Annotated in this window: 7 protein-coding genes; 6 read left to right on the top strand and 1 reads right to left on the bottom strand. The window is 50.8% G+C overall.

Annotation, left to right across the window (positions count from 1 at the left end; all coding sequences use genetic code 11):
* The first annotated feature begins 179 nt into the window (after positions 1 to 179).
* Positions 180 to 14,579 (top strand): retention module-containing protein, encoded by a 14,400-nt coding sequence (locus Q4491_RS19370; RefSeq protein WP_303460049.1) that lies wholly within the window; start codon positions 180 to 182, stop codon positions 14,577 to 14,579.
* A gap of 38 nt (positions 14,580 to 14,617) precedes the next feature.
* Here the strand turns inward: Q4491_RS19370 and Q4491_RS19365 are convergent, their stop codons facing one another.
* Positions 14,618 to 16,258: a tetratricopeptide repeat-containing response regulator gene (locus tag Q4491_RS19365; protein WP_303460046.1), complete on the bottom strand. Its 1,641-nt coding sequence runs from the start codon at positions 16,256 to 16,258 to the stop codon at positions 14,618 to 14,620.
* 366 nt (positions 16,259 to 16,624) lie between these two features.
* Between Q4491_RS19365 and Q4491_RS19360 the strand changes: the two genes are divergently transcribed.
* The 5 genes from Q4491_RS19360 to Q4491_RS19340 all read left to right on the top strand — a co-directional run bounded on the left by Q4491_RS19360 (position 16,625) and on the right by Q4491_RS19340 (position 21,907).
* Positions 16,625 to 18,079, top strand: coding sequence for a DUF4150 domain-containing protein (locus tag Q4491_RS19360; RefSeq protein WP_303460043.1), 1,455 nt, complete (start codon positions 16,625 to 16,627; stop codon positions 18,077 to 18,079).
* 12 nt (positions 18,080 to 18,091) lie between these two features.
* On the top strand, positions 18,092 to 20,281 hold the full coding sequence (locus tag Q4491_RS19355; RefSeq protein ID WP_303460040.1) for a pesticin C-terminus-like muramidase: 2,190 nt from the start codon (positions 18,092 to 18,094) through the stop codon (positions 20,279 to 20,281).
* Positions 20,278 to 20,646, top strand: a complete 369-nt coding sequence (locus Q4491_RS19350; protein WP_303460037.1) for a hypothetical protein — start codon at positions 20,278 to 20,280, stop codon at positions 20,644 to 20,646. The genes Q4491_RS19355 and Q4491_RS19350 overlap by 4 nt, the downstream gene beginning before the upstream one ends.
* Positions 20,647 to 20,705: 59 nt before the next feature.
* Positions 20,706 to 21,170 carry a hypothetical protein gene (locus tag Q4491_RS19345; protein ID WP_303460035.1) on the top strand — a complete coding sequence of 155 codons (465 nt, stop codon included), beginning with the start codon at positions 20,706 to 20,708 and terminating at the stop codon, positions 21,168 to 21,170.
* 248 nt (positions 21,171 to 21,418) lie between these two features.
* Complete coding sequence (locus Q4491_RS19340) at positions 21,419 to 21,907, top strand: hypothetical protein (protein ID WP_303460032.1); 489 nt, start codon at positions 21,419 to 21,421, stop codon at positions 21,905 to 21,907.
* The last annotated feature ends 466 nt before the right edge of the window (positions 21,908 to 22,373 follow it).

The raw sequence follows: 22,373 nt of genomic DNA, 5'->3' as shown, positions 1-22,373 counted from the left end.
CTAACCCACTGAATAACTCCGTATTGACAAGGATAGAACAAGAAAAGGTGATGTGTATCACTTCTATTCTACAATTCTTAATTATCAGATGAGGAACACTGACCCGACAGTGAGTCAGCGAATGGCAAGACATCGTTGCTCACGACAAGGTTATTGCTTCCCTGTGTCAGCGAGGCGTTATGGCAGAGTCTGTCTCAAATGGTCTGGCAACCCTGACCGTTGAAAACGGAGTGGTGTTTGTTATCAAGCCCGATGGCTCGGTGAAACCGGTCGACTTCGCCTACCAGGTTCAGCCCGATGAGCTGGTGGTCGCGAACGGCTATGCCCGTTATGTCATGATGCAAAACGGTGAGCCTGTGTTGGTCGATCGTCCCTGTCCGACCTGTGTTTTGCTGGATGGCGCCGGAGTCTGGGTGTCGGATCTTGCCGATGATGTTCAGTTTGAACAGCCTGACAGCGATCAAGCACCGCCGGTTGGGCTGGATATCGAACAGCTCCAGGCATTGATCCTGGCCGGGGAAGATCCAACGGAAGTGTTTGAAGCTGCTGCTGCAGGTTCCAGTGGTGAGGCCGCCAACAGTGGTTTCGTGGTTGTTGATTATGATGGCGACAGCATACTTACCGAAGCGGGCTTTGATACAGATTATGAATTTGTGTTTCCTGAGTCAGACGAAGATACGGATGTCATCTACGCCGCAGGTGGCGGGGAATCTGTTTCACTGTCTGTGACGGAAGGCGATTTAGCGCCGGACACCTATCCCAGCCAAACAACGTCAGTTGTGCTGATAGAAGCCGGTACACTACCGCTCGATCCCACCAGTTTTACTTTTGACGCTAGCACTCTGAATGCTTTACTGAATGAACTCAACAGCGAAGTGACATCTGGCGGTCAGCCCGTCATTTTCCGTTTTGACGCTGGCCAGAATGCCATTGTCGGGGAAAGTCAGGGGCAAACTGTTATCACTGTTTCTCTGGTGGCTGAATCGAGTGGCCGGGATGTGGTTGTGACGTTAACGACTGTGTTGAGTGGTCCGGTTGATCACCTCGACAGCGGTGCTGGCGGCAGGGTTGCTATCGCTGATGATGTTCTGACGATTCTGGCAGATGTGCAGGGTGCTGATGTCGCCGGTAATGCCTTAGATACTCCTGTCAGCGTGACAGTCACTGTTGTGGACGGTACGGATCCTGCCTTTGGCGCAGACCCAGGTACACGTCTGGATGAATCGGCAGATATGGGCGTGGTGCAGATGGGCAACGTACCACTGGATATCGGCAGTGATGCTATTGAAGCCCTGGTGTTTAATGCGGATCAACCGGCGCTGAACGGGCTGACCAGCAACGGTTTGCCAACGACGCTGAGCGTCGATGGTAACCAGTTAACGTTGGTGGATGCTCAAGGCAATACTGTCCTCGCCGTCAGTATTACACTGGATGGTGCCTATGCTTTCACACTGTTCCAGCCTATTGATGAGCTGATCTCAGATGAAACCGTCTTTAATCTGGGGGTGACAGCCATCGACTTTGATGGAGACACCACGCCTGGCACAGTGGTGTTGATCATTACTGACGGTAGCAATGCACCGGGCGGAGAAACGATTGATTTAGCTGTCACTGAACCGGATCTGTCGCCAAGCGGCTTTCCGGTAGCAAACACAAATTCAGTCACAGTGACAGCGGGTGTCGACAGACTCGACCCTGCAACATTGGCCGTTGATACTACGCAGAGCGCTGCATTACTGGCTGAGTTATCCTCAGAAGTACAATCTGGCGATCAACCCCTGACATTCACTTACCTTCCACAGACGAATACAATCGAAGGACGCTTACCGGACGGCACGCTGGCCGTCGATATTGTGCTGACGCCTGCTCAGGCGGCCAATGGCCTGGATATGACGGTGAGTGCCACGCTGACACAACATCTCCCCTTAAATCATAATCAGAGCGGGAACAGCGAAGGGCTGGTTGCAGTATCCGGCGATACTATAGTGATCACTGTTCCGGTGCAGGCGCAGGACACAGACGGTGATTTTCTGGATGATCCTGTGCTGGTCACCAGCACAATGACAGACGGTGTGTTTCCCGCTTTTGGTGATGACAGTGGTGCTATCGTCAATGAAACAACGGATGACGGCATTGCCGTCGCAGGCCAGATCGTATTGGATATCGGCAGCGATGATGTAGCCTCCGTTACTATCATCGATAACCAGGCACTGGCTGATGCGATTGGCGCCCTGTCCAGTAACGGCAATCCGGTTAGCTACAACGTGAGTGACAATCAGCTGCAGATATCCGATGCCTCCGGCAGTGTCATTCTGACCGCGACCATCAGCATTGACGGCAGTTATGAAGTGATCATCACCGATTCGTTCGATGAGCTGAGCGCCGATGACCAGATCATATTGCCTGTGGCGGTACTGGCAACGGACGACGACGGCGATACAGCGCAGGGGCAGATCACCCTGACGATTCAGGATGGTGACAACGCGGCAGGCGGAGAAACAGGCAGCATTACCTTCACTGAACCTGATTCTGAGCCGGATAACTATCCGCAGACCGGCACCGATGACATTGTGATATTGGCTGGCGCCGACCGCTTAGTGCCCGATTCGCTGGCGCTGGATCCGGCGCAGTTACAAGCCATTCTTGATGACCTGGGCGCGGTACTGACCTCGGATGCGCAGACCATCACTTTCTTGGTCAATCCAACAACAGGTGTGCTGGAAGGCAGGTTGCCAGACAATTCACTGGCGTTAGCAATCAGTTTTACCGTGGCTCAGTCCGGCAGTAAAGATCTGGCGGTCAGCATCACAGTAACCCAGCATGTGCCGTTAGATCATCTCGACAGCGCAGTGATCTCGCCATATATCACCACTAACGGTGAGACGATTGCATTAACCTTGCCGCTGAATGCCGAAGATACCGACGGTGATAGTTTAGCGACACCAGCAGAGATCACTGTAGTGATCAATGACGGTGATTTACCTGAGTTTCTGGTGGATACCGGGGTAACTGCCAATGAAACGGCTGATAACGGCCAGACATTGACAGGATCCATTGGCCTGGATATCGGCAGCGACGGTATTGCATCACTGGTGTTTGACGATACCCAGCCGGATCTGACGCTCACCAGTAACGGCAATCCGCTGACTCTGGTCCCGAATGGCGATCAGATCACGCTGGAGGATGATAATGGCACAGTGATCATGACGGTCACGATCACACCTGATGGTCAGTACAGTGTGATACTGACTGGCACGTTAGATCATCTGACCGGCGATTCGCTGGACATACCGATGAACCTCGTCATCACAGATAATGACGGTGATCAGGATACGGGGCTGATCACTGTGACTGTCACTGATGGCGAAGATCCTCCGGGCGGTGAAGTGATTGCGGTGACAGTGAATGAACCGGAGCTGGAGCCCAGTAATTATCCCGCTGAAAGCACTGCAACCGTGATCGTCTCAGCAGGAGAAGACAGGTTAGTACCGGAAACTGTCGAGATCGATCCAGCTCAGCTTGCGGCGCTGGTCACAGAGCTGAATGCAGAGCTGACCTCAGGCGGACAAGCTTTGACTTTTGCCGTCAATGTGACGACAGGGGTGCTGGAAGGCACACTCGCAGATGGAACTGTCGTTCTCAGTATTCTGCCATCTGCCGTACAGGTGGCGGGCAGCAATGATATCAGCCTGACACTGAATGTGATTCAGAATGCGCCGCTTGATCATAACCTGAACGGTAATAGCAACGGTTTTGTCACTGTCAATGGCGGGACGATTCTGATTAATTTGCCTGTTCAGGCCAGCGACGCGGATGGAGACCCACTGGCGCAACCGGTTGCTGCTACCGTGACTATTATTGACGGTAAGCTGCCGGCCTTTCTCGATGATACTCAAGTCACAGTGAACGAAACTGATGATCAGGGTGCCACTTTGCCCGGCAGCATAGGCATTGATATCGGCAGCGATGCGGTTGCCAGCCTGACGTTTTCACCGACTCAGCCGGGCCTGGTGGGGATACAGAGTAATGGCGAAGCGGTTACGGTTAACCGGGTAGATGATGATACGCTGCAGGTGCTCGACGCTGGCGGTAATGTGATCCTGACGGTCAGTATTGACGAGAGCGGTGCGTACGATGTCACCCTGACAGGCACTTTTGATCAGACAGATTCTGATCCTCTGGTGATACCGCTGAACGTGCTGCTGGCCGATGATGACGGAGATACCACGCCGGGCACTATCACTGTCAATATTACCGACGGCGGTGATGCCGCTGGCGGAGAGAGTGTCGCTGTTGCTATCACCGAGCCGGATTCTGATCCCACCCAGTATCCGGAAAGCCACAGTGAAGATATCGTCATTACCGCAGGCGCTGACAGATTAGTGCCGGAGTCGGTACAAATCGATCCGGCCGACGTGCAGGCATTGCTGGATGAACTCAATGCCGAAGTGGCATCGGGTACATCGCCGCTGACGTTTAGCTATGATCCGGCCACCGGGGTGCTGCAGGGCGCACTGGCTGACGGCACAGTCGCTGTCAGTATTGTGCTGACAGCCACTCAGGTCACAGGCAGCAATGATGTGTCGCTCAATCTGGCAGTCACTCAGAACCTGCCGCTCAACCATAATCTGGCAGGCAACAGCGATGGTTTCGTGTCTGTCAGCGGCGACAGTATTGCCATAAATTTCAATGTCCAGGCCGATGATGTCGATGGCGACAGCCTGATTACACCGGTTAACGCGACGGTGACGATTAGCGATGGCGATATTCCCGCGCTGCTGGAAGATACAGGCGTCACCGTAAATGAAACCATGGATAACGGCGTGCTGAACAGCGGTGGCAACATTGGTGTGGATATCGGCTCAGATGCCATAGCGACTCTGAATTTTGCGCCCGATCAGCCCGGATTATCCGGTATCAGCAGCAATGGCCAGTCAGTCAGCTTTGCGGTCAGTGACAATCAAATCACAGTGAGTGATGCCGATGGTAATCTCATACTGACAGTCACTGTTGCAGAAGATGGCAGCTACGATACGCTGCTGATCGGCACTCTGGATCAGGATACCGGCAACAGCCTGGATCTGCCGCTGAGCCTCATCATCACAGATGAGGATGGCGATACCAATACCGGCATTATCACTGTCACTGTGACCGACGGCGATGATCCTGCCGGTGGCGGAACGATTGCCCTTGCGCTGGCCGAGCCCGACCTGTCACCGAGCGGCTACCCGGCCACCAATTCAACCACGGCGGATGTTATCGCAGGGGAGGACAGGCTTGACCCGTCTACGATTGAAATCGACCCCGCTCAGTTGCAGGGGTTGATTGATGAACTGGAAGCAGAGCTGACATCAGGCGGACAGGCGCTGACGTTCAGCTATGACTCCGCAACGGGTGAGCTGACCGGCGCGCTGTCTGACGGTACGCCTGCCCTGACGATAACCCTGACCGCCGCACAGGCTGCGAACGGCCAGGATGTGACGCTCAGCTTTGCGACCACCCAGCATTTACCGCTTGATCATCATCAAGCCGGTAATAATACCGGGCTGGTATCGGTCAATGGCACGGATTTGGTGGTCAGTATTCCGGTACAGCTTGCGGATGTGGATGGTGATTCACTGCAGCAGCCTGTCAATGCCCAGGTCACCATTACCGATGGCGTTCTGCCTTCACTCGGGACCGACAGCGGCACCAACTTCACTGAAACCCTGGATGAACAGACGGTCAACGGCAGCATACCGCTGGACATTGGCAGCGATGCGATCGCCACACTTGAATTTGCACAGAATCAGCCATCGCTGGAGGATCTGGTCTCAAACGGTGTGAACACCAGTTATACGGTGACAGGCAATGTCATCGAATTGGTGACAGACACAGACGGCACTCCCGTACTGACGGTCACTGTGAATACCGATGGTACATACACGGTTGTGCAGCATCTGCCGCTGGAGCAACTGGAGGAAGGGGATGCCACCGAGCTGGTGCTGCCGCTTATCGCTGTTGATCAGGACGGTGACAGCAGTAATCAGGGCAATCTGATCATTAATATTACCGACGGCCCGGATCCGGAAGGCGGCAACCGAACCCTCAGCATCACCGAAGGCGATTTGGACACCACGGTTCCGGCAGACGCCTACCCGGTTGATAACGCCACTACCTTTGCAATTGCTGCCGTGACGGATGATCTGGTCGCCAGCACCCTGATGCTGGAAGCCGGTGCGGCAGACACGCTGCAAAATGAGCTGTCCGCTCTGACCTCAAACGGTGAAGCGTTAACCGCAGTTGTCGATGAATCCGTCGATGGCGTTGTCACTATTACCCTGGTGACAACGGGCGGCAATGATCCTGTATTAACCGTGACATTCACGGCCACCCAGAATGGCAGCGACGTGGATGTGGCCGCCAGTGTGGAGCAGTTCCGCCCGTTAGAGCATGTCGATTTCAACGGCGACATCGTACTGGCCAATGGCAGCGACATTCGCATTGATGTGCCCTTGCAGATCGCCGACAGTGACGGTGATTTACTGATAACCCCGGATGTGACCCGGATTGCGATCATCGACGGTGATCTGCCGGCATTTGGCAGCGATTCCGGTGCCAGCCTCAATGAAGGCGATGACGGAGTGGCAACCGGTAACGGCAGCATAGCGGTGGATACCGGCAGTGACGATATTGTTGCTGTGTTCTTTGATGCGACGCAGGCCGCGCTGGACAACCTGACCAGCAATGGCTTCGACACTGATTATCTGGTCAGCGGCGATACGATCACAGTGACCCGCACCGATGATCCCTCAGTCACTGTGCTGACAATCACCCTAGACACAGACGGCAACTATGTGGTGAACCAGACCCAGCCGCTCGATCAGTTTGATGCGCCGGATAACAATAATCTGTCCCTGACGGTACTGGCACAGGACAGAGATGGTGATGTCAGCGCACCGGGCACGATAACAATCACCATTGCCGATGGCACCAACGCCGACGGCAGCTTTACCGGTGTGAATACCATTGTCTTTACTGAAGGCGATCTCACCCCGGCCGATCCGGCCGACGGTTATCCGGTCTCGGGACAGACAGAGTTAACGATCAATCCGGGTGTCGACCGGCTCGACCCGGCCACAGTCACCCTTGATGCTGCCACGCTGGCCCAGCTGATCAGTGAGCTGGAGGCGGAAATCACCGCAAGCGGCCTGCCGGTGACAGCAAACTGGGATAATGCGACCAAGGTACTGAGCCTGACCGCTGGTGGTGCAACCGTGCTGACCGCGACGCTGGTCGCCACCCAGAACGCCGATGGCGCAGGGCTTGATATCACACTGGTGGTTGAGCAGCTTGCCCCCTTGGATCATAACGGGACAGACACCTCAGGCCTGGTGGTGTCGCAAAATGATCAGATTCAATTCCAATTGCCGGTTCAGGTGCAGGATAGCGATGGTGATTTTCTCGATAATCTGGTGCCGGTCAATGTGACGATTCAAGACGGTGATGATCCTGTACTCACTGCCATTGAAGCGGTGAGCGTGACAGAAGCCGATCTGGATGGCGGCAATGGCGTCCATCCGGGCACCAATCCCGGCGGTGACGGCGAGTCTGCTACCGGCCAGATCACGCTGGATTCCGGCTCTGATCAAGTGGCGGAATTTATCGTGGATGTCGATGCCTTTAACGCCGCCAATACCGGACTGACCTCAGGCGGCAATCCTGTGACTCTGGTGTATGACGCCGGGACAGACACTTATCTGGGGCAGGCCAATGGCGTCACAGTGTTCATTCTGGATTTTGATGTGGTGACAGCCAGTTACAGCTTTACGCTGACCGGGGCGCTTGATCACCAGCAACCGGATGACGATACCAGCCTGCAGCTGGATTTCACCGTCACAGCTGTTGATCAGGATGATGATCCCAGCGGTGCGATCACCCTGTCGGTCACCGTGAATGATGACCTGCCGGTAACGACTGATGTGACTTTCGATACCTTAGTGGAAGGCCAGAAAAGCAGCACGCTGGATCTGCTGGCGGTCAGCCAGGAAGGGGCCGATGATGCCCAAGTGACGGCCATTATTGACGCAGACGGTAACCGGACCGATTTAGCGAGCGGGGCGCCGGATGCCAGCGGGTTTGTCGCGGTAGATATATTTGAAAGCGGCCAGTTGATTGGTCAGTTATTCGTCCACCCGGAAGGTGACGCGTTTTTCGTGTCAGAGCCTGACATTGATCATGCCGATGCGGCCCTGACCAGCACGCTGACGTTCGAAGTGCTCGATGGCGATAACGATCTGGACACCAGCCTGATCAATTTGACTATCACTGATGACAATCCGGTGCTCATTGTGGGTCCTGCGCAGGGCGTGGAAGAGCAGGGACGCAATCCGGACCCGGACGAGAGTCTGGCCGATCCTGCGCTGGGGATTCCTGTCACCATGTCGATCGACCTGGGCGATCAGGACAGAGGCGAAACCATAGGTGATGTTTTTATTGTTCTGCCGGCTGACCCGCACGGGGATTTTTATTTTAACGGTGTGCTGATCACCCCGAGCGGCGGCCAGGTCCAAATTCCTGCCAGCGCGTTTACTGATCCCGACGGCGACGGTGTGTTTGAACTGCAAGGGGTGACCTTTGTACCAGAGCCCGATTATTCGACGGCTGCCGAGCCGGGCTTCTTGCTGGATTTCACCGTGACCGCCCAGATTGACGTCACACAAGGTACGCCGCCTGCTCAACTGACCGGCACCTTGTCCGTCGATGTGCAGGGCATTGCTGATGTGCCTGTCTGGGACGGCGCGGCACAGGTTCACTACGGCAACGGGCAGGAAGATGGCGATAACATCAATATCGGCCCGTCATTCAACGCCTTGCTGCAAGATACCGACGGCTCCGAAGAGCTGGTATACATTGTGCGCATTGTCGAAGGCGAGGGACAGATAGTCGGTGAAGGGCTGATTGATCAAGGCGACGGGTCTTTCTTGGTGCCTGTCAGTCAGATCAATACCTTGGCTGTCGACCCGGCGGATAACTTCAGTGGTGATATTCGCCTTGAATTGATCGCGCAGAGTACAGAAACACTGAACCCTCTGGCTGGTTCGGAAACTGCCCAGTCTGTGGTGCAGGAAGTGGTGATCAATGTGCTGCCGGTGGCGGACGATGCACAGCTCAAAGTCACACGCGTTGAAGGGTTGGAAGATGAACCCATTCCGCTCAGTGACCATATCACCCTGACCGAGCTGGATGACACCGCCGATGATTTTGGTGTCGAAACCCTGTTCGTCCGGATTTCCGACCTGCCCGATGGCGCCGTACTGCTGCAAAACGGCACACCACTCACCCCGGATGCCAATGGTGTCTATGAATTTGCGTATACCGACATCGGCGAGATTGAGTTGCAACCGGTGCCTGAAAGCAATGTCGATTTTTCGTTCACCGTGGAAGGCGTTGTCCGTGATGAAGTAGACATTACTCTGGCAGACGGCACCACCACCACGGCGACCGATGAGCGGGTGATTCCGGCGAAAACCATCGAGGTGGATCTGACGGGTGTCGCTGATTCGCCGAACTTTGACATTGGCGGGACCAGTTGGACCGAGCTGCCGGACGGTGGATTGCCGGGGGTGGAAACTACGATCAATGAAGACGAAGAAGCGGTGCTTGATTTCAGTGTGATTTCCGGAGAGCTGGTATTAGCGCCAACGGATACGTCGGAAACCCTCTCGCTGGTGATCAGCAATATCCCGGAAGGCACACAGTTCTTTGATGCCGATGGGAATCCTCAGTCGATTGTTTATGCCGGGATTGACCCGGCCACAGGCACCCCGAAATATGAAGTGAAGCTGGATGCCGGAACGATTACGGTCAGGCCGCCTCTGCACAGCACCGAAGATATTGTGCTGAACGCCAAAGTGGTGGTGACAGAAAACGATGGGGATCAACTGGAACAGGAAAGCCAGATTGTGATTCACATCGAGCCGGTCATTGATGCCGGGGATTACACCCAGACCAGTCAGGGACTGGAAGATCAACCGGTGACCATCAACTGGCAGCCACCGTTCAGCGACAGTAAAGAGTTTGCCACAGGGCTGACGCTTCAGAATATACCGACCGATCCGGGCTACAGCCTGCAAATTAACAATGGCGGAACTATCACTGCCCTGACGGTGGATGCTTCCGGCTCTGTCACCCTGACTGCGGCGGAATTTGCGTTACTGGAGGGTGGGGCACAGCTTCAGCTGATTGCGCCGGAAGATTCGGATCTGGATGTCACAATCAATACCCTGGTGATGGTGCAAGAGAACGATGTGGATTCACCGGCTGTGGCAACCAAAGAAGTGGCTGGCACGGTCACGCTGAATATCACGGCTGTGGTCGAGCCGGATGGCGTCATTGGCATTCAAACCGGGACAGACACCAATGGCGATCCCATTTTTACCGATACGCTGGTGGTGGGCGACCGTCTGGATCTGACTGGGGGCGGCGGCTCGGAGGGTTCGATTCACTTCCTGGATCTGGATCCGAGCAGTGATGAAGTCGTGACCGATGTGGTTCTGACCTTCCGCGATGCGGGCGGTAATCTGCTGACCGGTTTTGTGGTCGAAGGCGCGATTAACAACGGAGATGGCAGCTGGTATGTGCCGGATGGCAATCTGGATCAGATTGTCGTGATCCCGCCACCGGGATTTAACGGCACAGCTACGGTAGAAGTGGCAGGCCGGGTGCAGGATCTCAGTGATGATGGCGACGTCAGCGCGCTGGTGGAATTTACCGATACGGTGCAGGTGACTTTCACCCGTGGCGCGGAGGATCAGGTCGCTGCTGAGATTCAGATTGACGAGACGATTGAAGTCACAGGGACGGAAGACACGCAGGTCGATCTTGGCAGCTTTCTGAATCAGATCGTCAGCCTGAACAGCACTGCAGGTGATCAGGGTGATGATGAATTATCGCTGGTGATTGATGCAGGCAGCTTGCCACCGGGCGTGACGATTTCCGGCACTGATTTTAACTTTGTGACCAATCAGTATGTGATCAAAACGACGGTGAATCCGGACGGCACCATTGATTTAAGCGGCGTGAGCCTGAATCTGCCGCAGGATTTTGCCGGGGACTTTACGATCAGTGTCCAGTATGTGAATACAGACACGGTCAGCGGCGATACCGATCAGCAGCTTGATGAGATTCCCATCCGTATTTCACCTGTGGTGGATCAGCCGGACTTCACATTAAGCGTGGTGGAAACGCAGGGGCTGGATGCGGATCTGCAACCTGTGTCGGACAGCGGCGAAGCCGAAGTCATCCAGACTGGCACGGCCTATGAAGACGGGCAAATCATTCTGGATGTGTCGGGCTCTGTCGGCGATATCAGTACCACACAGGCGGAAGGGCTGGAAACCATCACTCAGGTTGTGGTGACTGTCACCGATCCGGCAACCGGGACATTGCTCGACAGCAATGGGAATCCGGTCAGCTCACTGACGATTACGGATCTGAGCCAGCTGGACAGCATTGTCTTCCAGCCCGCGCAGGATTTCAGCGGCACTGTGTCGTTGTCGCTGTCGGTTGAAGTGACAGATACCGCGAGTTATGACATTACCACCGGACCGGCGACAGAAAGTGATACTGCAACCTTCAGTAATACGGTGACCTTTGAGGTGGTCGCTGTGAATGATTCGGTCGATTTTGTCGGCACCGATGTGCCGCTGGTCGGCGATGAAGACACGGCCATCAGTCTGTCGGGCTTGGGGGGCTCAGTCGTCGACATTGATGGTTCCGAGCAAATTCTCTCTGTCAAATTGACCAACGTGCCGGAAGGGTTTGTGGTCAGCGGTGCGGCCAACAATGGCGGCGGTGAATGGACCATTGCTGTGCCACCGGGCAGTACGAGCTTTGATCTGAGCAGTGTCACAATCACACCGCCGATGGATTTCAGCGGAAACGCAGAAATTGGGGTGACGGTCTTCACTCAGGAGGAAAGTTTGTCGACGCCGTCTGAACAGACTGCGACCTTCACACTGCAGGTCGATCCGGTGGCAGATCGGGTCGATACCGATGTCACGCCGACGGCCAGCGGCACGGAAGATCAGAACATCGATCTGATCCTGAATATTGAAGCGTTCGATGACGCGCCCAGTAATACGAACGGGGCGGCAAATGTGACTGAAAATCCGCCGGAAACGCTGCAGGTTCTGGTGTCGAATGTACCGGAATCCAGCAGTATTGCGCTGCCAGACGGTGCCAGCGGAACGGTGACTGACAACGGCAACGGCACCTGGCTGGTCACGGTCGATAGTGCTGATCTGGACCGTTTGGTCTTTGTGCCGGGCGATGCCAACCGAGAGAACTGGAATGGCGAACTGAACCTTGAAATCCGCGCCGTGGATCAAACCGATGTGGCCACCGACGACAAGGCCGTGTTCACCACAATCACGGTGGATATCGATCCGGTGAATGATGCCCCGGTGAATGAAGTACCGTCGGATCCGCTGGTGGTGGATGAAGATAACACACTGCTGATCACGGCACTGCAGGTCACGGATGTGGACGTGGATGAAACGTCCGAGGGTACCATGACGGTGACACTGAGCGTCAGCGACGGCGTGCTTGCTGTGCCGGGCGGCAGCAATACGGGCGCGCTGACGATCACCGGTGACGGGACAGACACCTTAGTGCTGGAAGGCTCTGTTACAGACATCAACACACTGCTTGGCAGTGGTTTGAATTTTACGCCGGACCTGAATTTCAATGGCGATGTCACGCTGACGATGACGTCCAATGATCAGGGCAACACGGGCGCTGGCGGCCCGCTGGAAGACAGTGACACGGTGACCATTCAAGTGCAGGCCATCAATGATGCACCTGAATTGCCAGCATTGCCCGATCAGACCGTGGCGGAAGAGGAGGTACTGACTCTCAGCGGTTTATCCGTCACTGATGTTGATTTCGGCGAAGCCGGATCAACCGGCGTGATGACCGCCACGCTGAGCGCGGATCAGGGCACGCTGACCGTGACTGTCCCCGGTGGTTCGTCGGTCATCGTGACCGATAACGGGACAGGCGCAGTGACGCTGGAAGGCAGCCTGGATGAGATCAATGCCATTCTGGCTGCGGGTGTGGATTATCAGGGAAATGCGGATTTCAATGGCGCAGATACGGTCACAGTGACGGTTAATGATCAGGGCAACGTTGGGACTGACGGCCCGAAAACTGCCACAACCACAGTGAATGTCACGGTGACGCCGGTGGCTACACCGCCGACACTGACACTGTCTGTCCCGCAGACCGCAGTGATGCGGGGTGCGCTCGGTGCGGTCATACCGTTACTGGGACTTGAAGCCGTCGCGGGAGATACGAATGAAACTCTGACGGTGCAGATTCGCAATCTCGGCACGGGTCAGTTAGTCGACAGCACCGGGGCTGTGGTCGGGACAGACAATGGCGATGGCAGTTGGACGGTCACTGCGGCACAGCTCAGTGATATCTTGGTCAGTAATTTGCCGGAAGGGATCAGCAATCTGTCCGTGGTTGCGGTTTCTGAAGAGGTAGACGGCAGTCAGGCAGAATCAGCGCCGGTCGCGATTGAAGTCCGCGTCGATGATCCGGCCAATACCGGCGGGGAAATCGGGGCCGGTGACAGCGGCGCACCGAATCTGGTCATCAGTGCGGATGGCGGGGACACGCTGCTGGGGGGGGATGGCGATGATATTCTGATTGGCGGCTTAGGTCAGGATATTCTGGTCGGTGGTGCAGGTGATGACATTCTCTGGGGCGGTGAAGAAGGTGGCACCGGTGACGGGGTTCGTGATCTGTTCAGGTGGATTGCGGCTGATTTAGGCACGGCCGGCAATGAAGCCACGGACACGGTGAAAGATTTCGAAGCCGGCATCGACGGCCTGGATCTGACCGAAGCGGTGGATACTTCCGGCAGCAGTTCCTTTGATGATCTGACTGCTCAAATTCAACTGGCCGACAGTGGCAGTAATACGCTGCTCAATATTCTTGACGGCGGTGTCCTTGTGCAGAGCATAGTGCTGGAAGGTGTCAGTCAGGCCAGCTTGCTTGGCGAAGATCCGGCCGGATTAACCGACGGAGAAAAACTGGAAACTTTATTTAATAATGGCGCTCTGCTGCTTGATATCAGCTTTGCCACCATAGCGGATGATCAGCTGGCAGCGGAAGCTTCGGGCAGCACGCTGAACGGACTGGCCGGTGACGATACCCTGATTGCCGGACCCGGTGATGACATCTTAACCGGCGGGGAAGGTGCCGATAATTTTGTAATCAATACTTCGTCTGTCACCACGCCGGCCAATACCGATGTGTTTACAGATTTGAATCCCGGTGAAGATGTACTGACCTTGTCGGATGTTTTACCGGACGGCGGCGCTGATAACTTAACCCGTCTGCTCGATAACATTGATGCCAATATCGATACCAGCGACAGCATCAATCTGGCAGTAAGTACGGTGAGTGGGGAGCACAATGTGGTGCTGGAAAACCTGGACCTGGGCGGCTTGGATCTGGATATCAGTTCAACCGCCACAGAAATCGTCACTTCGCTGTTCGACAATAATGTATTTAACCTGGATCCCTAGTGGCTGATGTGGGAGATCGCACCTTGATCTAATGAGCATTACGCCACTCGCATGGCCGCTAACCGGTACAGATCCAGCGCGCGCCGTTTCTGTTGTTCAGTAGGGCGCTTATCATGGCAGTAAAGCCAGTAGCAGGATTTCAGAATCTCATTGACCTCATCATGCTGTAGCCCGACAGGGGTAGCCAGTGCGGTGAGTTCCAGTATTAAAAAACACAGCTCATGGTGAAACGGTACGATGAAAAAAGCACGATAAGCGTGTTTTAGCGCTTGATTGGCAAGGTTTTGTTGCCGGTATGACTGTGCCTTCTTAACCAGTGCGCCCCCCAATCTCAGCCGTTGGTAAATTTCATCCTGAAAGCCGTTCAGCAGCTCAATCTGACTGAGCATCAGTCCTTCATCTTCTGTCTGACCGCAAATTTTCCGCGCTTTGACCATTGCCGCTTCATACATGTCCGGCATACCACAAAATCCATACATACGTGCCAGATTCAACGCGGTGTAAAAGTCATCTGTCTCTACGCTATCCATGTCAATTTGACTTGCGATGCTGTAGCAATTTTGAATCTCCCCGCGCATGCAGGCGAGTATCGCCAGACCAACCAGAAAGCTGGGGTGATTTTCGAGCCGTTTATCTTCTTTCACTGCTTTCTGATTTAGCTGAACAAGCGCACTACGGGCTTCATCAATCAGTTGTGTTGTGTGTTTGGCATCACGGGAATAGATGCTGGCCAATAGCAGTGAGATGGCGGCGTTCACTTCCACGCCATAACTGTACTGGCTGGTATCTGCGACTTTGCGGATGAAACGCTGATAGCCGGTTGCGGCTTTATTATGGTTCTGCTGGTGGGCATATAAGTTGGCAATGATAAGTTCCCGGATCGGGTTAGCTGGATTGATTTTATGAAGCATCAGAAAATGTTGTAAGGCTTGCGGCAGTTCGTTTTGTCTGATCAGACAGTTAGCCAGCCCCTGGCGGGCTTTGGGGTGGTACGGATGTTTTGCCAGTATTTTATGGAAAATCTCTTGTGCCTGCTTGAGTTTTCCCAAGCCTTGCAGTGCATTACCAAACCCTATCATGGGCCAGATATGTTGTGTTTCCGTACAGGCCTTTAAATACAGGGTTTCAGCTTCCTGATGGCGTTGTAACCGCAACAGACAGTCACCCTGTATGCGTGTGATGTAGCCCTTATATTTGGGGAAGTCCTGGGTTAGTGACGAGGCGAGATGCAGGGCTTGTTCGTACTGTTTTTCATCAATAGCAGTCAGTAATACCTTCAATACCGTTTTTCGCTCCAGTACGTATTCGATTCTCGAAATGAAATCAGAAAAACGAAACGGCTTAATCAGATAATCATCGGGTTCCAGTTCCAGAAAATGGGTCACGACTTTCTGGCTGTTATCGCCGGTCACACAGATAAAGACGCTGCTGGGTGATAACAGATGATTATGTTTGATTTCCTCAAAAATAAGTCCGCCATCAATATGGTGCTGCATGTTGTAATCACAAAGTACCACGTCGAACTGGTTAGTTCGCAGTAACCGAAGCGCTTTCAGGCTGTCTGTGGCGGCCTGAATGTGTGAGTTGGGCACACCGGCATTAGTCAGCATAGAGCGCGTCAGTGCAATAGCCATATGACTATCGTCAATGATTAAAAAAGAGTGGTGGCATAACAACATAGGCCTCGCCTTCCCCGACAGAGGTTACTCACATAAAAGATTAGCTCATTGTTGCATATGCGTTCAGAAAATCACGCTACTTAGTTACCATAACTGCAGAATTAAAATCTGTCTCAGTCGGTTCAGTTCTGGATAATACTGTTGTGTCATGGCATGTCTTCGCTCTAAGAAAAGATCATAAGACCAGATAATCAAGGTCATAAAAGCAAACGCGAATCATCAGGACAGAAACGGAATCCGCTTCTCACTTCGGGGTAAACCGTTAAATCGACAGTCATATCCGTCTTATTCACTGAGATTCCAGTGAGAAAGCAATCCTATCTTGTTGATAAAATGGCCTAATTATTGATGAGATGAGGACGGGTAATGCCGGTAACAGTAAGTGCAGATGGGTTGAGTATTGTCCACCAAGGCTCGGAGGGCGTAGCAAACGCCGATATTCCGGATGTTTGTATGACACAGTGCGGGCCACCCGTTGTGCCGATTCCTTATTCCAATGAAGCCAAATCGGCCGATCTGGTGGATGGAACGACAACGGTGACCATGGACGGTGGCAACAGTATCGCGATCAAACCCAGCAAATTCTCGACCAGTACCGGCGATGAAGGCGGAGACAAGAAGGGCATAGTCTCTGGTGTAATTCAGGGAGAAGCCGCTTTTGTCACCGCCTCTGCAACCGTCAAAATCGAAGGCGAAGGGGTTGCCCGCTTGTCCGACATGATGACCATGAACAAAGCCAATACCATGTGCCTGTCTGGCGTATCCCAAGCCAGTGTCGAGGTACCGCCAGACGAAGCCGCAACGTTTGATGTCACCCTGAGTTGCCGATACCCAACGGGTGCTCCGTTGGCAAATGCGCCTTTTACGGTTACCGATGAAGGCGGGGCGGAGCTGGGCAGCGGCACTCTGGATGCTTCCGGACAGGCCGTGGTCAGCGGGTTGGAAGAAACCCTGTGTCTCTTCAATATTCAGGAATCTCAGGATCCGTATCAGCCTTACAATAACCTGCCGGAAAATAGCGTCGAAAACCCGTACCCGGATTTATTCAGCTATTGCTCAGCCGTGGCAGGCAATCGCGTGCCGTTCTGGCAGGAACGCAGTGGCGTACGCAACGACTGGGGCGTTTTGCTGTCGGAAACCTTCTCTGATCCGGATTTCGAATCACTGGTGCGGTTTGAAAGCCAGTTCAGCGCCACGTATTTCGCCACCGAACATCAGCATAAAGTGTTTGGCGAATGCTTTGTGTCAGCACTGGATTGGATTCAACGCGACGCAGACACAGTCGATCACTACGTACCGCTGATTCACAGCCTGGCGCCACTGTGCCATCCGCAGGGTCATATTCTCGATGCCTTGTTCACACCGGACGAGTTTCTGCCGCCGGCCTTTTTACTGGGTGGTGTGCGCTATCACGGCACAGGCAACAGTATCGAATACATCCGCAATATGGACTGGGACGCTGTCGCTCAGTCGTTCAGTCAATACATCGACAATTTTGTCGGTGTGATAGCCGATTATCTCGCCTTTATTAAACTGCAGGCTGAATACGAGCACCGCACCGTGATAGTAGAAGGGATTGCCCGCTATGAAGACGGCTTGAAAACCCTGAAGCGGCTTCTGCCGGACATTACGGCACAATATTTTTCTTCGTTAAGTGAGAAGTTGGTGCAGCTAATTGAAAACGCAGAAGAAAGTATTGTGACAAACACCCAGGTTTCCGGTTACAGTTCCACGGTCGGCCAGGTGACTGCTGTGGTTTTCACAACAGCAAACACCGGACAGGAAAGCCTGATTCCGTTCCTCGATGTGTATTCAGACTAAGGTGACACGAGCATGAAAACCGCATTTCCCATCTGTCAGGTCGACGGTAGCCAGTTCAACGATGTTTCCGCGCTGAAGGTGCTGCTGAACGGGCAGACCAGCGGCCGTTACATCATCAGCAAAGGCCGTGGCTGGCACGGTGGCATTCACTTCAATAACCGCATTGCATTCTGGGCACAGCACTTCCAGCCAGTTCAGGCCATGGCCGACGGTGAGCTGGTGGCTTATCGCATGGCGGAAGAATACCCGACCACACAGTATCAGGAGACCACATCCAGTTACAGCAACAACTTCTGCCTGCTGCGCCATACCTTCCAGAACCCGGATAAAGAAGACGAAAGTTATACTTTCTATTCCCTCTACATGCATTTGCAATCGCAGAAAGAAATCCAGGATTCAATCACAGCGGCGGAGAGTGCGAGTCAGATATCCTATATCCGCTTGAAAAAGAACTGGAACTCTCGGAGTGAGCCGGGAAGTGCAGATTTTGACAAGAAAGTGTTACTGCCTAAAGATTCAATCCTGAAGCTTATTGATCCTTCACGAGCAACAGTAACCAAAGACAAGATTAGAAATACCGAATATGACTTTCTTAAGGTCAAGGTGGTTTGCGTCGGTCAGTATGTTGGTAATAAGGATAAAGTTAAGATTCAGAATGAAGCCGATCAGAAGCTGAATCAAGAGGTCTGGCTGGCCATTAAGCAATACGGTGAAGGCACCAATCCAGAGGAGTTTTGGAACAATTTGGCTGAGCCGTTAACCAAACAAATGCCACCATGGCACACCCAAAATGGCCCGGAAAATAATTTGCCCATCGTCGCTGATGGTACCGTCCAGGTGCCTGAACTACCGATGAACATTAAAGCCGGCGAACACCTGGGTTATCTGGGTAAGTACGAGTACCTGAAAAATGCCCAGGGCAATATTGATCAGGAATATCGCGTTCATCTTGAAGTGTTCTCAAACGATCGCCCGCCGGAATATTTCCTGAAAGCGCTGGCTGGTGGACAAGAAGAACATGGTTTTCAGGTGATCGATGGCAGCAGCAGTACCGGCGTCATGGAGCCGGCAAACACCTTCTTCAACGACATTCGCCGCGCAATCGACACAGATAACGACGGTCAGATCTCAGAAAACGAACTGGTTGCCTTCTATCAGGCCGCCACTAACAGACTTGAAAAAGTAATCGCCAAGCACCCGAGTGAGTGGTATTTCAAGGCTGAAGAGCACTGGTTTAATCAAGTATTGGCAATGAGCCAAAAGTTGGCAGAAGCGAGTTTAAGCCGATATTTTGATTCAACTGAAAGTTATATGTCGTCGGAATTTCGTAAAAATTTTGTACAGTCATACGACAGTTTTGCCATCCATGAAAAAGAGCGCATCGATAACACCAGTTGGATGCAGGACATCAACCCTGAAAAACTAGAACTAAAGCCAGAGGTGTGGCATTTTTGGCCGCTGGGTGTCACTTCTTTATTAGATGATGAAATGGATGAAAAGTGGTTGAAAGTACCCTATGGTCAATTGACTTTTGATAGTGAAGGTAATGATATCCCAGGTAATGTGTTTTTTACTCGAAAACCACATGTGCCAAACAAAAGTGGTGAGGTGATCGGGGATTCAGGTATTACAATAGGACGAGGTCTTGATATAGGGAAAAGATCAAAGTCTGAAGTGAAGAAAATATTGGATGACGCGCATTTAAGCTGTAATAAAATCTCAAAAAAATTATATGATTGGCTCTTAGATGGTGCGGGTAAAACTAAAGGTTCAGCTTATGAATATTACTTGACACTTAATAATAAAGTACCTGAAAGTGAGCAAGTAATAACAAGAAAAATGCAATATTATATATTCACGGGAATCTATGGTTATTATGAAGATGATGCGAAAAGGTTAACAACAAAAGATGATGTTAGAAACGCTTATATAAATGGGAATGATTTAGATTGGGATGATTTACCTGAAAATGTAAGAGAGGTAATTATTGATTTAGTATATGTCGGTGTTTACACAGGAAGTAATGATAAACGTGGTAATTCAAGAGGAAAAGTTGTACCAGCCATTTATAAGGATTTGCAAGAAAGTAAAAGTGGAGCTAGTTCAGACTTTTATACTGTTATGAATGATCAGAGTTTTTGGGTTACTAAGTTTAAAGTTGATAACAATAGATTTATACGAAGAAGAAGGCATTTGAAATGAAAATAATAATCATTTTTGCATTACTATTTAGCTCTACATACATTTATGCTGAAAATATTGAGAATTATGAATACTATCAAACTTGGAAAGAGTTACCTGAGGATGAGTCTATGGGAGCAATTTATATTAAGAGTGATGACCCGTGCATTATTGTAGCCAATAAATCAAAAAGCACTAAAAAAAGATTTTGCGAACTTTTACCAAGTAAATTAAACCTTGAGTCTGATTATCCTACAATTTTTCCATATATGCTAAAGTTTGATGGTGTGGTATTAGAGTTTTTTGTGGTAGCTCCTTGGAATGAGCAAAAATGTAAGATTGATTTGAATAAAGAAGTTATTCATTGTGAATCAACTGGTAAGTAGTAAATCTTAAGTATATATTGGGGATAAAATATCCGGAGAAAGGTAGGGGTGGTTAATGAATGCATAAAGTTATTTATATTATAGTATTGTTCTTTTTAATTAATATCTCTGCAAAAGTGAATTCTGATTCATTTAATTATGAATTTACATGTGATGATTTACAGAAGGGGAGAATGATCTACGATAGTAAAATAGGGTCTTATCCTGAATACGAAATGGATGATGGATATAGTGGTATTATTGATTTCAAGTTGCTAAATGATGAAATAACAATTTACCATCAAGGATTACTTGTATCTTTAATAGATATAAAATCCGATTCGGTTGAAGTTAATAGTGAACAATTTACTGTTATTGCTTCATCATCTAAATATTTCACTTTTGCGTTTATGAATGAATTGTCAAATATTGAATATGTCAATCTTGAAAATGAAGGGAATGAAGAAGAAATATTTACGTGCAAAAACCCAAATACAAAAGATGAAACAGAAAAATTGATAAAGTATATAAAAAATAAAGTCTAATAACATGGAGGTAGTGAAGTGAATTTTTTGATAAATATGACTTTTTTGATGTTATGTAATAGTGATAAAATCAGCAAGACTGTTTTAATAATTAAAATGATAACAATGAAAATTTCTAGAAGTAAAGATATTTCTGGAGATTTTTATAAATAAAAGATCAAAAAAGTAATGAAGAAGTTAAATTACAGTCAAAAATTTCATGTTGGACATCATGGAGATGGTGCTTTTGCATGGACAGGGTTTGCAGGATGAAAATTAATAGAATGTTCACGTCAGCTCTTATTATTTTATCCATAAATTGTAAGGCAGAAGAAGTAATTAATGATTTTCAATATAAATTGGTTTGTAATGATTTACACCAAGGTAAGATGATACATGGAGATTTTGATACTTATCCGGAATATGAAATGGATGATGGTTATAGTGGAGTAGTTGATGTATCCATAAAAGATGGTTCGATTTCAATTATTCAGGATGATAAATTTATTGTATCTAGAAACATAGTGACCGAGTACGTGGAGTTTGACAGTTCTGGTGAAATACTTGTTAAAGTTCGTGATGGATATTATTACACATTACTTTTGAATAAAGAACCTGCTTTGATTAATGTTGTTAATATTGAAAATAAGGGTGATGAAGATGCATTTTTTGAGTGCCATAATATTGATTATAGGAAAAATTTTCAGGAGTTAGAGGATTATATAATAGATATAAAAAATAATGAAAAAGTCAATTGATGTAAGAGTGAGAAATGACTCTACCTGAATTCATGATTCACGTGTTGGAAAAAGGACGTGATTTTCTGGAACAGCATGCCAGTCGCCATTTTTAGTCTGAAGTAATCTTCCTGCAATCTGTATATCGCGAGAAATCATGTTGTTGTACGATAATTTTATTAACCATAAAAAATCGCGTCTCAAACAAACAGCGTGGGTTCAGTATCTAGATTTGGAGAAATTGGAATGCTGGTAATTTGTTTTCCAGCATATATGCGCTCTCGGCGAGCTTATGTCAGCATGGGCAGGCGAAAATTTTTGAGTGTCAAACGACAAATGGGAAGTTGATCTCAATTTGTGGTCGTAACTAACAGTTGATGTATCAATTTGGTCGCCCTGGTCATGTTAAACGAGGGTGTTCATAGTTCTGTGTCAGCATAAGTCACAGATCCACATATTGATCAACCCTGTTCGGGAAGTGGAGACT

This window comes from Photobacterium sp. 2_MG-2023 (genome assembly GCF_030547675.1).
GTDB lineage: Bacteria > Pseudomonadota > Gammaproteobacteria > Enterobacterales > Vibrionaceae > Photobacterium > Photobacterium arenosum.
This window is presented reverse-complemented; position numbering and strand designations above follow the sequence as displayed.

Bases quoted from the DNA above. Each gene is read 5' to 3' on its own strand.
- Q4491_RS19350 (WP_303460037.1), top strand. From the start codon at position 20,278: ATGAAAATAATAATCATTTTTGCATTACTATTTAGCTCTACATACATT.
- Q4491_RS19345 (WP_303460035.1), top strand. From the start codon at position 20,706: ATGCATAAAGTTATTTATATTATAGTATTGTTCTTTTTAATTAATATC.
- Q4491_RS19355 (WP_303460040.1), top strand. From the start codon at position 18,092: ATGAAAACCGCATTTCCCATCTGTCAGGTCGACGGTAGCCAGTTCAAC.
- Q4491_RS19370 (WP_303460049.1), top strand. From the start codon at position 180: ATGGCAGAGTCTGTCTCAAATGGTCTGGCAACCCTGACCGTTGAAAAC.
- Q4491_RS19365 (WP_303460046.1), bottom strand. From the start codon at position 16,258: ATGTTGTTATGCCACCACTCTTTTTTAATCATTGACGATAGTCATATG.
- Q4491_RS19340 (WP_303460032.1), top strand. From the start codon at position 21,419: ATGAAAATTAATAGAATGTTCACGTCAGCTCTTATTATTTTATCCATA.
- Q4491_RS19360 (WP_303460043.1), top strand. From the start codon at position 16,625: ATGCCGGTAACAGTAAGTGCAGATGGGTTGAGTATTGTCCACCAAGGC.